11 protein-coding genes are annotated in these 12,496 nt (G+C 70.7%); 6 read left to right on the top strand and 5 right to left on the bottom strand.

All coding sequences use genetic code 11. The features are described from left to right. The 3 genes from HHX37_RS25520 to HHX37_RS25530 all read left to right on the top strand — a co-directional run. Positions 1–1,103, top strand: a 1,103-nt coding sequence (locus tag HHX37_RS25520) for a family 43 glycosylhydrolase (RefSeq protein WP_182887072.1), incomplete at its 5' end; no start/stop codon positions are given. Positions 1,104–1,129: 26 nt separating this feature from the next. Next, positions 1,130–2,725, top strand: coding sequence for a lectin (locus tag HHX37_RS25525; protein ID WP_182887073.1), 1,596 nt, complete (start codon positions 1,130–1,132; stop codon positions 2,723–2,725). A gap of 60 nt (positions 2,726–2,785) precedes the next feature. Then, the gene (locus HHX37_RS25530) at positions 2,786–3,610 is read left to right on the top strand and encodes an SAM-dependent methyltransferase (protein WP_182887074.1); all 825 of its coding nucleotides are present in this window, start codon (positions 2,786–2,788) and stop codon (positions 3,608–3,610) included. An 82-nt stretch (positions 3,611–3,692) separates the two neighbouring features. Here HHX37_RS25530 and HHX37_RS25535 read toward each other — a convergent pair whose 3' ends face one another. The 3 genes from HHX37_RS25535 to HHX37_RS25545 all read right to left on the bottom strand — a co-directional run bounded on the left by HHX37_RS25535 (position 3,693) and on the right by HHX37_RS25545 (position 7,572). Further along, positions 3,693–4,382, bottom strand: coding sequence for a hypothetical protein (locus HHX37_RS25535; protein ID WP_182887075.1), 690 nt, complete (start codon positions 4,380–4,382; stop codon positions 3,693–3,695). Positions 4,383–4,514: 132 nt separating this feature from the next. Beyond that, entirely contained in the window at positions 4,515–5,783 is a 1,269-nt protein-coding gene (locus HHX37_RS25540) for a hypothetical protein (protein ID WP_182887076.1), read from the bottom strand. A gap of 448 nt (positions 5,784–6,231) precedes the next feature. Next, positions 6,232–7,572, bottom strand: coding sequence for a M1 family metallopeptidase (locus tag HHX37_RS25545; protein ID WP_182881244.1), 1,341 nt, complete (start codon positions 7,570–7,572; stop codon positions 6,232–6,234). Positions 7,573–7,967: 395 nt separating this feature from the next. Here HHX37_RS25545 and HHX37_RS37135 point away from each other — a divergent pair, with 395 nt between their 5' ends. Both HHX37_RS37135 and HHX37_RS25550 read left to right on the top strand, forming a co-directional pair. Continuing rightward, complete coding sequence (locus HHX37_RS37135) at positions 7,968–8,096, top strand: hypothetical protein (protein WP_259406779.1); 129 nt, start codon at positions 7,968–7,970, stop codon at positions 8,094–8,096. A 106-nt stretch (positions 8,097–8,202) separates the two neighbouring features. Further along, a complete protein-coding gene (locus HHX37_RS25550; protein ID WP_182887077.1) occupies positions 8,203–10,311 on the top strand; it encodes a S8 family peptidase in 2,109 nt (702 codons plus the stop codon). Positions 10,312–10,427: 116 nt separating this feature from the next. Here the strand turns inward: HHX37_RS25550 and HHX37_RS25555 are convergent, their stop codons facing one another. After that, positions 10,428–11,213 carry an SDR family oxidoreductase gene (locus tag HHX37_RS25555; RefSeq protein ID WP_220503152.1) on the bottom strand — a complete coding sequence of 262 codons (786 nt, stop codon included), beginning with the start codon at positions 11,211–11,213 and terminating at the stop codon, positions 10,428–10,430. Positions 11,214–11,322: 109 nt separating this feature from the next. Between HHX37_RS25555 and HHX37_RS25560 the strand changes: the two genes are divergently transcribed. Continuing rightward, positions 11,323–11,934, top strand: coding sequence for a TetR family transcriptional regulator (locus tag HHX37_RS25560; RefSeq protein WP_182887079.1), 612 nt, complete (start codon positions 11,323–11,325; stop codon positions 11,932–11,934). Positions 11,935–11,988: 54 nt separating this feature from the next. Here HHX37_RS25560 and HHX37_RS25565 read toward each other — a convergent pair whose 3' ends face one another. Next, a complete protein-coding gene (locus HHX37_RS25565) occupies positions 11,989–12,456 on the bottom strand; it encodes a cupin domain-containing protein (protein ID WP_310738135.1) in 468 nt (155 codons plus the stop codon). Between the last annotated feature and the right edge of the window lie 40 nt (positions 12,457–12,496).

Consider the following 12,496-nt stretch of genomic DNA (forward strand, 5'->3'; position numbering starts at 1 on the left):
TCGACGACAACGACACGATGTACGTCGCCTACGGCAACACGCAGATCAGCGTGGCCCAGCTGTCGGCCGACGGCAAGAGCGAGGTCCGCAGCCAGCAGGTGTTCTCCACCCCCTCCAGCGTCGGCACGCTGGAAGGCTCACGGATGTACAAGCGCAACGGGAACTACTACATCTTCCTCACCCGCCCGGCCAACGGCCAGTACATCCTGAAGTCCACCAACGGGCCCTTCGGCCCGTACGAGATGCGCCAGGTCCTGCTGAACATGTCCGGCCCGGTCTCCGGCGGCGGCGTGCCGCACCAGGGCGGCCTGGTGCAGACCCAGAACGGCGCTTGGTACTACATGGCCTTCCAGGACGCCTACCCCGGCGGCCGGATCCCCGTCCTGGCCCCGATCACCTGGACCTCCGACGGATGGCCCACCATCACGACCGTCAACGGCGGCTGGGGCGCCTCCTACCCGAACCCGGTCACACCGCGTCAGGTGAAGTCGCCGACCGGGACCGACACGTTCACGGGCACGGAGCTGGGGCCGGAGTGGGAGTGGAACCACAACCCCGACACCACGAAGTTCAGCGTCGGCAGCGGACTGCGGCTGCAGACCGCCACCGTGACCAACGACCTGTACTCGGCCCGCAACACCCTCACCCACCGCATCCTCGGGCCGTCCTCCACGGCGACGATCCAGCTGGACTACTCCCAGATGCGCGACGGTGACCGGGCGGGGCTGGCGATACTGCGCGACTCCTCGGCCTGGATCGGCGTACGGCGCGACAACGGCCAGACCCGGCTGGTCGCGACCAACAACCTGACCATGAACAGCAGCTGGCAGACCACCTCCACCGGCACCGAGGTCGCCTCCACCGCCGTGTCCGGCGGGCGGATCTGGCTACGGGTCAACGCCGACATCCGGCCCGGCACCGGCCGCCAGGCCAAGTTCTCCTACAGCACCGACGGGGTGAACTTCACCTCCTTCGGCCCCGCCTTCACGATGGGCAACGCCTGGCAGTTCTTCATGGGCCACCGCTTCGGCATCTTCAACTACGCCACCCAGTCCCTGGGCGGCTCGGTCACCGTCAACAGGTTCGACCTCACCACCCCCTGACGAACACGATGCTGAGGAGCAGTCAGATGGGCAGGATTCTCCGCTGGGCGATGGCGGCGGCACTCGCCGCCGGATCCCTGGTCGCGGTCGGCAGTGCGACAACCCCGGCCGCGGCCCTGGACAACGGGCTCGCCCGTACGCCCCAGCTGGGCTGGAACGACTGGAACAGCTTCGGCTGCAACGTCAACGACAGCCTGATCCGGCAGACCGCGGACATCATGGTGTCGAGCGGCATGGCGGCGGCGGGCTACCAGTACGTGAACATCGACGACTGCTGGTCCACCAAGAGCCGCAACGCCAGCGGCGACCTGGTGCCGGACCCGCAGAAGTTCCCCAACGGCATCAAGGCGGTGGCCGACTACGTCCACTCCAAGGGCCTGAAGCTCGGCATCTACTCGTCGGCGGGTCTCACGACCTGTGCGGGCTACCCGGCGAGCCTCGGCAACGAGCGGCGGGACGCGGCCCTGTGGGCGTCCTGGGGCGTCGACTACCTCAAGTACGACAACTGCGGCGACCACCAGGGCAAGAACGGGCAGCAGCGGTACCAGGCGATGCGCGACGCGCTGGCCGCGACCGGACGCCCGATCCTGTTCAGCCTGTGCAACTGGGGCCAGGAGAGCGTCTGGACCTGGGGCATGCAGACCGGCAACTCCTGGCGCAACACCGGCGACATCCAGGCGAACTGGAACTCGGTCATGGGAATCCTGGACCAGCAGGTCGGACTTGAGGCGTACTCGGGGCCGGGCGGCTGGAACGACCCCGACATGCTGGAGGTCGGCAACGGCTCGATCACCGGCACCGAGGGCCGGGCGCACTTCAGCCTGTGGGCGCTGCTGAACGCCCCGCTCATCGCGGGCAACGACCTGCGCACGATGAGCGCCGACACCCGGACGATCCTCACCAACACCGAGGTCATCGCCGTGAACCAGGACTGGGGCGGCCGGCAGGGCAGCAAGATCAGCGACAACGGGAACCTGGAGGTCTGGCGCAAGCCGATGTCGAACGGATCCGTCGCGGTCGTGCTGCTCAACCGGGGCACCTCGACGGCGACGGTGTCCACCACCACCTCCGCCCTGGGTCTCGGCGCCGCGTCCTCCTACTCGGTCCGCGACCTGTGGGCGCACAGCACCGGCTCCTCGACGGGCACGATCAGCGCGTCCGTGCCCGCGCACGGGGCGGCCATGTACGTCGTGACCGGAGGGGGCCTCGTCACGCCCTCGGCCACGCCGAGCTCCCCGGGCACGAACGGTGCGATCAAGGGGGTGGGGTCCGGCAGGTGCCTGGACGTCGCTTCGCAGACCAACGGCACGCAGGTGCAGATCTGGGACTGCAACGGCCAGACGAACCAGCGGTGGTCCCAGACCAGCTCCGGCGAACTGCGCGTGTACGGCAACAAGTGCCTGGACGTGTACAACCGGGGCACGGCGGATGGCACTAATGTGATCATCTGGGATTGCAACGGCCAGAACAACCAGCAGTGGCGCTTCAACGCGGACGGCACCATCACCGCCGTCGGCGCGAACAAGTGCCTGGACGTACCCAACAATGCCACTGCAAACGGCACCAAGCTGGCAATCTGGTCGTGCAACGGCGGTGCGAACCAACGGTGGACCCGCGCCTAACTACACGGTGACCTTTCTCGCCGGGGGACCACCCCCGGCGAGAGACGGCAAGGAGCACGTATGTCCCACTCGACGGCCCACGAGTCCGCTGCCTCGCGGATAAACACGAGCATCCCCCATCCGGCGCGGGTGTACGACTATCTGCTGGGCGGCAAGGACAACTTCGCGGCCGACCGTGAGGCCGCCGAGCAGCTCCTGAAGATGTCGCCGGGCACGCGGGAGGGCGTCCAGGCCCACCGGGCCTTCCTGCGCCGTGCGGTGGGCTACCTCGCGGCGGAGGCGGGGATCACGCAGTTCCTCGACATCGGGACCGGCATCCCCACCCAGGGCAACACCCACGAGATCGCGCAGGAGGCCAACCCGCAGGCCAAGGTGGCCTACGTCGACAACGACCCGATCGTCCTGGTCCACGGCCGCGCACTCCTGCGGGGCAGCTCGGCCGGGGCGACGACGGTGATCGAGGCCGACATGCGGGAGCCGGAGACGATCCTGTCCCACCCGGAGGTCCGGGAGGTGATCGACTTCACCCGGCCGGTGGGCGTCATCCTGGCCGGGGTCCTGCACTTCCTCCCCGACGACGAGGGGCCGTACGCGCTGGTCGAGCGGTTCAAGGAGGCGGTCCCCCCGGGCAGCCACCTGCTGCTGTCGCACATCACGCTCGACTTCGCCCCCAAGGTGGACCGGGAGGAGTTCACCAAGCCGTACGACAACAGCACCGCCCCCATGGTGCCCCGGACGCTCGCCGAGGTGCTGCCGTTCTTCGACGGCTGGCGGGTGATCGACCCGGGCCTGGTCGAAGTGGTGCGGTGGCGGCCGGACGACGGCTACGAGTACATCCCGGGCGGGCACGCCTGGGCCTACGGCGGCGTCGCCGTGAAGCCCTGACGGCGCCCTGACGGCAGGCATCCTCGCACCGGCGCAGGCCGGCCCGGCCCGTGCGGTCCCGTGAGGCGGGACCGCACGGGCCTCAGCGTGCCGGGATGAGCGTGGGCCCCGCCTCGACGACCTTCAGCGGCGCGGAGCCGTACCGCCGCCGCAGCGCGGCGGAGGCCCGGGCCACGCCGGTGACGCCGACCTCCACCGCGGTGCCGTCGGGACGGACGGCCACGGAGGTGACGGACACCCCGCGCCGGCGCCAGTAGCCGATGTCGCCGCGCACGCGGGCGGCCAGCGCGTCCAGTTCGCGGGCCGCGTGCGGGGCGTCGCGGATCTGAACCGGCGCCCCCGGAAACCGTCTGCGCAGCGCCGCGTCCAGGGTGGCCGACGGGCGCCGGTAGACGATCAGGCGGTGTCCCGAGGGGGCGAGGACGACCCCGGCGTAGTGCCGGGGGAAGTCTCGCCGCAGGATGGCGTCGATCCGGTCCGCGGTCCGGGCGAGCTTCACCTGGTCGACCGGTGCGCCGCCCGACGTGTCGCCCACGGCGCGGCCCGTCGTGTCCGACGCGCCGGCCGCCCCGCCCGGGGCCGCGGGGCCGCCTCCGCCGGAGGCCGGCGACGCGCAGGCCGCCGTGGTGAGCAGGCACCCCGCGGCCAGCGCCCCGAGCAGCGCCGCTCCGGCCCTGCCGGCGATCTTCGCCCGGCGTCGCGGGGGCGCGGTGGCGCCCAGGCCCGCCACGGCCCCTCCGGTGACCGGATCGTCCTGCTCGTGCCGGTTCATGGGCCGCCCTTCCTGTCAGTGTGAGCCACTGTGGCCCGCACCCTCCTCGCTGAGGGTACGGGCCGTGGTGGTGGCGGGGGCGGAACCGCGGTCGCGCCGCGGTCCCGCCCGATGCCGGGCCGGTCGGCCGGCTCAGCCGAGTGTGATCGCGATGCCGGGGAACGCGGAGGTCGCGTTGCTCCACGGCGAGTAGTACATCCGCCAGGCGCAGGTCCGGCCGCTGGTCACGTAGCCGGTGCAGGTGACGGCGGTGCTGGTGTCGATGGCGGTGTTGACGCCCGCCGCGTACACCTGGCTGGTGTTGGCGGAGTTGACGACCTCCACCGAGCCGCCGCTGTCGCCCTGCCCGACGGCGTTGGTGTGGGCCGTCTGCTCGGCGCGGACGGTGCCCGTGATCAGGTAGCCGACGTTGATGGTCACGCCCGTCTGCTGGACCTGGATGCTGCAGTTGGTGCCGGAGTAGGCGCCGGAGGTGCACAGCCACATGCCGACGTAGCTGCTGGTGGTGCCGATGACCGGGTTGTTGTACTCGGTGGACACATTGCCGACGGGGTTGTTGAAGACCCGGCCCGCGGCGCTGGTGTTGATCAGCAGGACGTCCAGGCCGTTGTTGTCCTGGGTGACACTGCCGATCACCTCACCGGTGGGGTCGGTGGCCGTGTTGCCCGCCGCGGCGCAGTGACCCGCCGACAGGATCTTGCTCGACCCGCCGTAGGTCACCGCGAAGCCGGTGCTGCAGCCTCCGCCGGGGGACTGCCACGCGCCGCCGCCGTACCAGGGCGGGGAGTCGTTCCAGCGGGTGGCCAGCTGCGGGCGGACGCCCGCCTCCACGGTGATCGGCACGGTCTCGCCCGACGCCGCCGAGCGGGCCCTGCCGGCGTCGACGCCGGTGACGGTGAGGCCGGAGCCGTCCACGCGGGGCGCGATGGACGTGATCGCGCTGCCGGCCCTCTTGGTGATCCGGGCCATCGCGGCGGTGAGTTCCGCCGCGGAGTGCCGGGCGGGCAGGACGCTCACCGCGACGTCGCCGCGCAGCTGGCCGACGAGTCCGTCGATCGCCTGGGAGGTGCGGCCCTTCCAGTACAGGCGCAGCTCGTGGTTCTCGGGGGCGGCCACGATGCCGGCGTAGCCGCCGCCGTTCCGCTCCTGCGCGACGGCGGCGGTGATGCGGTCCGCGGCGCGGACCAGCCGCTCCTGGGTCGCGAGGAGGTCCTTCCAGGACGCGAAGCCGCCGGGCACCGCGCCGGCGGGCTCGATGGCCTGTGTCGTGGTGTCCTTGCCCGGGTCCTGTGCGGCGGCCGGGTGAGCACCGGCGACGGCCACGAGGACGAGGCCGGCGCCGAGCGCGGTCGCGAGGCGGGCGAAGCGTCCTGTGGTCCTGGTGGTGGGGGAGAGTTTCACGAAGGATTTCCTCCTTGCCGATTCGATCGGGGCGAATCCGGTATTTCACGAATTGAGGGTCCGATCAATGGCTTGACGCAGAGGTCTACCGGCGGTATTACGCGAAGTCAGACAGCCGTATACGGGGATTGCGGTCGAGAATTATGCGCGTCCCGTCAGTGCCCTGTGCTGCGGCGATGGCGCTGCCTGCGGGGACTTCCGCGCTACCCGAATATCCCGTATCGGAATGTCTTCGGCGGAGCGGAATTGGTGAACCGAAAGCGGGGATGAAGGGAGCCCTGAACAACCATCCGGGCCGTCCGCGCGGGAAAAAGGGCGCGCGAGAATACGGCGTGGGCCGAGGGCGCGGGCCGGGGGTGCGGCCACTGCCGCGGCGGTGCGACGGCCGCGCACGCCGAGATCGCGATCCGGCCGGGCGGGCCCGGCCGGATCGCGATCCGTCTCGCCGTCAGCCGTCGATGCGGTGCGTGGTCCAGAACGACGACAGGTCGGCCGAGGTCGCAGCCTGGGCCGCGGCCTTGAAGTCCGCCGTGGTCGAGATCCCGTACCAGTGGGCGGCGGCGTAGTTTCTCAGGAGGTTCTCCATGGCCGTCGTGCCGATCGCGCGCCGCAGGTCGTGCAGCGCGCACTTGCCGTAGCCGTAGACGACCGTCGAGTACCGGCTCGGGTGGGCGTCCCAGTAGGCCATCGAGTTGGTGATCTTCTCCGCGGACGACTGCCAGGAGACGCTGTTCCAGCAGTTGGTGCCGGAGAGGCCGTTGTAGAGGTCGGTGGCGTAGTCGGCGAACGACTCGTCCAGCCACGGGCTGGTGTACTCGTCGTCGCCGACGATGCCGTACCACCACTGGTGGGCCAGTTCGTGGGCGAGCGCCGTGGAGCTGATCACGTCGAGCACGAAGCCGGGATACTCCATGCCGCCGAACCAGAAGTTGTTGTCCAGCACCACGTCCACCTCGGCGTACGGAAACGCGCCGAACCGCCCGGCATGGGCGACCAGGGCGTTCTTCGCCGTGGTCATCATCGAGCTCGCGCTGCTCGAACTGATCGAGCTCACCCGGTAGACGTTCACCGTGACGCCGGTGGTCGTGGTGCTGGTGGTCTTCGTGAACGGCCCGGCACCCCAGGCGAACTCACGGACGTTCTTCGCCGTGGCCCTGGTGACCGTGCGGCCGGAGGCGCCCGGCGTGTCGACGGAGGTGCCGGTCGCGGGCACGAGCAGTGACGTCGGGTGGTCGAGCGTGACGTCGTAGTCGCTGATGAGCGCGTAGAAGGACTCTCCGTTGTTCGTGTAGGGGTCGAGGTGCCATCCGCTCGCGTCCCGGACCGCCAGGACCGGCAGCGCGTTCCCGACGAAGTTGTACGACCCGTCGCGGCCGAAGCGGTCGGCGCCGCTGGGCACCACGATGCTGAGATCGAACCCGACCGAGGCGCTCTGGTTCTGGGCGAGGGCAGCGGGCAGCGTGATCTTCATCGCGGTGCAGCCGGCCGAGAGGGCGGACGGCGTGCCCCCGGTCACGTTGGTCACCGTGATCGGGGTGGACGGGCACGACCCGTGGGCGTTGTCCCACAACCGGAGGTAGACCTCCGTCAGGGGGTCGGCGGACGCGTTCGTGAAGGTGACGCTTTCGTGCCCCGTCCAGGTCGTGCCCGAGGTGTTGCTGCTCAGGGTGACGGTGTAGGAGGGCTTCGACGGCGTCCGGATGCCGTCCGCGGCGTGGGCCGCCGGCGGGACACCCAGGACGAGGAGCGACGCCGCGGCCGCGGCGGAGATCAGGACTCGTCGCAGCATGAGGACGGTCTCCCTTCAGGTACCCGGCCCCCGAATCTGCCGACGTAATCTAACTTTTTGTCAATACCCGGTCAATGGACCTCCACGCCGGTCACCCACCCCCGCCGCGTCCGGCCACGACGCCGGCGGCACCGCCGAGCCGCATTTTGAGCGGTTCGTACGGCCGTTTTCGGTCGTCCTTTCCGCCCGCGTGAAACGACGTCGTCTCCTCGATGTCATATCGGGAACGCCCCGCGCCGTCATTGCCGGTGACCGGACCCCGAAATGGCCAAAGTTTCAACGAACAAAAACTCTGGTTACACGGCTTTCACGCAATGTTCGGCCGTTCGAAACTCGGATCCGGTGCCGGGCGGTTAGGGATGCGGGGCGGGTGGGCGGCCCGTACACCAGGGCCGGTGGAGAAGACAACGTCGTCGGGCGTGATCGAGACCACAGACGCGCGGCTCGCTGCCGATCTCGTCGTACGGCCCGGCCTGCCACCACTGAAACCGATTTCAGCGGCGCGCGACACGCCGATTTTTTGATCACGAAGTCCGCTCAAAAACACGAATTTCGCACAATTCCCAATAACCCCGGAAAAGCCTAGCCTGATGCCGCATTGATCAACTCGCAGCAACCGGGAGACAACCCTTGCGAAGTTCATCCATGGCCGTCGCCCTCACGACGGCCGCCCTCCTCGGCCTGCCCGCCGTGTCCGCCGCGGCGCAGACCGTCCCGCCGGCCCTCTCCGGTGCGGTCCCCTCCGGCTCTTCCGCGGCGACGGGAGCCGCCGCGGCGTCCCCGGCCGGGGACCACACCGTCACCCTCGTCACCGGCGACACCGTGCGGGCGCGTGTGGAAGGCCACGACCTGCGCGTCCTGTCGGCCGAGCCGGGGGAGGGGCGTACGGGGATCACGTTCGACGTCACCGACCGCGGTGACCAGGTGTCGGTGGTCCCGTCGGACGCGGCCGCCCTCATCAAGGCCGGCCGCCTCGACCCCGAGCTCTTCGAGGTCGGCACCCTGATCGCGGACGGCTACGACGACGAGCGCAGCCAGTCCATCCCGGTCATGACCACCTACGGCAAGAGCGCGACCACCGAGAACGCCGACCGGGCCCGTGCCGCGTTCGGCGGGGCGGCCAAGAGCCGGCGCGTCTTCCCCCGGCTGGGCATCAGCGCACTCGCCATCGGGAAGAAGACCGCGCCCGACGCCTGGCGCGGTCTCACCGGCGGCTCCGCCAAGCCCACCGGCCTGCAGGGCGGCGTCACCAAGCTGTGGCTGGACGGCAGGGTGACGGCCGGGCTCGACCAGAGCGTCCCGCACATCGGCGCGCCGACCGCGTGGGCGAGCGGGTACGACGGGACCGGCGTCAAGGTCGCGGTGCTGGACAGCGGGTACGACACCGACCACCCCGACCTGGTCAACCAGGTCGTCGCCTCCGCCGACTTCACCGGCAACGCGAACGGGGTCGAGGACGGCCAGTCGCACGGCACGCACACCGCCTCGACCGTCGCCGGGACCGGTGCCGCCTCCGGGGGCCTGTACAAGGGGGTCGCCCCCGGCGCCGACCTGGTCATCGGCAAGGTCCTCAACGACGAGAACTGGGGCTACGACTCCTGGATCATCGACGGGATGAACTGGGCGGTCGGCCAGCAGGGCGTCAAGATCGTCAGCATGAGCATCCAGAGCGGCCCGGGCTACCCTGACCACCCGATCGCGACGGCGATCAACAGCCTGACCTCTGAGTACAACGCGCTGTTCGTGGTCTGCTCGGGCAACTACGGCTCCGGCACGTCCACCATCAGCTCCATCGGCGTCGCCGACAAGGCGCTGACCGTGGGCGCGGTGGACCTGACCGACACCGTGGCGGGCTTCTCCAGCCGCGGTCCGGTGGGCGACCAGGGCCTGAAGCCGGACATGACCGGCCCCGGCGTGGACATCACCGCGGCCGTGCCCGGCGGCGGCTACGGCACGATGAGCGGGTGCTCGATGGCGACGCCGCACGTCGCCGGGACGGCCGCGCTCGTCAAGCAGCGTCACCCCGCCTGGGGCGCGCAGCGGCTGAAGGACGCCCTGATGGGCACCGCCGCGGCCGCCGCCGGCTCCACCCCGTACACGTACGGCACCGGCCGGGTCAACGCGGCCCGGGCGGTCAGCCAGTCGCTCACCGCCAACCCGCCGAGCGCCGCGCTGTCGGTCACCTCGGCCCAGCCCACCGCCACGCAGACCGTGACCTACACCAACGACACGACCTCCGCGGTGACGCTGAACCTGGCCGTGTCCGCGACCGACGCGGCCGGGACGACGGCCGCCCCGTCGGGCCTGTTCACCCTGAGCGCGAGCACCGTGACGGTGCCCGCGAACGGCACCGCGCAGGTCACCGTCACCCTCCACCAGGTGAGCTCGGCGATCAGCCTCTTCGGGGGCGTCCTGACCGCCACGTCCTCCGGCGGCGCGTCGGTGCGCACCGCGCTGGGCGGCCGCATCCAGGCGACCTCCACCTACAACACCACGATCCGCGTCCACTACAACCCCGGCGCGGGCAACACCATCACCCTCCGCGGTGACTCGCCGCTGAGCTGGACCAGCGGGCAGAACTGCGTGAACACCGCGGCCGGCCTGTGGGAGTGCGGGTTCAACCTCGCCACCGGACAGGCGTTCCTGTACAAGCCGCTGATCAACGACACCGTCTGGGCCACCGGCTCCAACTACTACGGTGTCGGCGGCGGGACCTACGACATCTACCCCAGCTTCTAGTCACCTGCTGACGGGACCCCCGGCCGGACGCCTTCCGGCCGGGGGTTCTCCGTTTCCGGGCGTACGAAGCCGCGGTCGCGGCCCGGGCCGGTCCCGGCGGGGGCCTCCGGGTCTGGTCAGGTGAGGGACTCGCCGCCGTCGACGGTGACGACCTGGCCGGTGACGTAGTTGTTGGCCATGAGGAAGAGGGCAGCGGCGGCCGCCTCCTCGGCCGTGCCGATGCGGCCCAGGGGAGCGGTCGACCCGGCGGCGGCGATCGCGGCGTCGGAGTCGAGTCCAGGCCGCGAGCGGATGAGCGGCGTGTCGATGCGGCCGAAGCGGACGGTGTTCACGCGGATCCGTGCGGGGGCGAGTTCCACGGCGAGGGCCTTGGTGAGGGTCTCCACGGCGCCGGCGACCGACAGCGGGGCGGTCAGCCCGGGGGCGGGGCGGACCACGAGGATCCCGGAGCTGAAGGTGAGCGAGCCGCCCGGCGGAAGCCGGTCCGCCGCCGCGCGGGCGACGGCGAAGGCCGGCCAGAGGCGGGAACCGAGGGTCGTGCGGATGTCGTCGGCCGACAGGCCGGTCAAAGGGCCGGCTCCGCTGAGACCGCCCGCGGTGACGAGCGCGTGGTCGGCGTGCCCCGCCTTGTCGAAGGCCTCGGCGAGGGTCCGCTCGTCCCCGGCGTCACCGGGGACGGCCAGCACGGCGTCGTCGGGATCCTCGGCCGGGCCCGCGCTCCGAACCCGGGAGACGGCGGCCTTCAGGCGGCCGGGGTCGCGGCCGACCAGCACGACGCGGGCGCCGACCGAACGCAGCAGGACGCCCGCCGCCAGGCCGATGCCCGAGCTGCCGCCGATGAGGACCGCGGTCCTGCCGGAGAGGGCGCCCGGCAGCGGCGTACGAACGGGGATGGGAGCCATGGTTGTCACTGGAGAGCCTCCGATGAAATAAACCATCTGGTTGTTTTACTCCTGGTCCCGATCCTGCCGTCTGTACGGAGGGGAGTCAACCGGATGGTTTAATCCGTCCATGGCCTACGACGCGGAGCACACCAGGCGACGGATCTTCGAAGCCGCCGCCGCCGAGTTCGCCGAGCACGGACTCGCGGGGGCCAGGGTCGACCGGATCGCGACGACCGCCAAGGCCAACAAGCAGGCCATCTACCTGTACTACGGCGGCAAGGAGAAGCTGTTCGCGGCCGTCCTGCGGGCGAAGCTGGAGGAGGTCCGCGTCTCCGTCTCCATAGATCCCGACGCGGTGGCCGAGTCGGTGGGGCAGATCTTCGACTGGTACCGGGAACACCCGGAGCTGATCAGGCTGCTGCTCTGGGAGGCGCTGGAGATGTGCGACGAAGTCGCCGAGAGCGAGCGGGAACGCCGTGACGGTTTCCGCGAGAAGGTGCGCCATCTCGCGGGCGAGGGCGTCACCCCCCATCTTCCCGAGCGTACGCGCGTCCGCGCCGCCCAGGACCTGCTGTTCACTCTCATGGGACTGATCGCCTGGAACTTCGCGGTGCCCCGGATGTGCCGCCTCGTCCTGGACGAGGAGACCGACCAGGCGGCTCTGGCCCGGCGCCGTGAGACGGTGATCGAAGTCGCTCGTGCGCTCGCCGCCGCCCCGGAGGTGTTCGGTGCGGTATGACGCTCCCCGCGGCCGGTTTCCGGGGAGCGGGCGCGGCCTGACCGCCGGCACCTGTCAGGCCGTGGTCCGGACCGGGCCCGCCCACCTCAGTTCCGGCAGGTTGACCACGATGGCCTCCTGGGTGCTCCGGGCGATGACGACGACGGCCTCCAGGCCGGGGTCCGGGTTCTCCTCCCGGTGGGGCACGAACGGAGGCACGAAGACGTAGTCTCCCGGCTTCGTGTCGATCCGCACCTCCCGCGGCTCCTCCGCGTCGACGTCGAGGAACACGAACGACGGGGTGCCGCTGACCACGTAGATGGCGGTCTCGGAGTCGCCGTGGTGGTGGTTCGCCGAGACGGTTCCCGGGGCCACGTGCGTCTGGCCCATCCACAGGCGGCTCGAACCGACGGTGGCGCCGCTGATGGCGGCGCGCCGGGTCATCCCGCCCGTCTGCGCGGTCTCGGACGTCAGACCGGCCGGCGCCACGTGGTGCAGCCTGCGGTGGAACGGGTCCTCGGGAAGGACGATCCTGCTGCTCACGTGGCGCTCCTCCGGTGGCGACGGGTATTCACCCATCAAA

This window comes from Microbispora sp. H10885 (assembly GCF_014161415.1).
Taxonomy (GTDB): Bacteria; Actinomycetota; Actinomycetes; order Streptosporangiales; family Streptosporangiaceae; genus Microbispora; species Microbispora triticiradicis.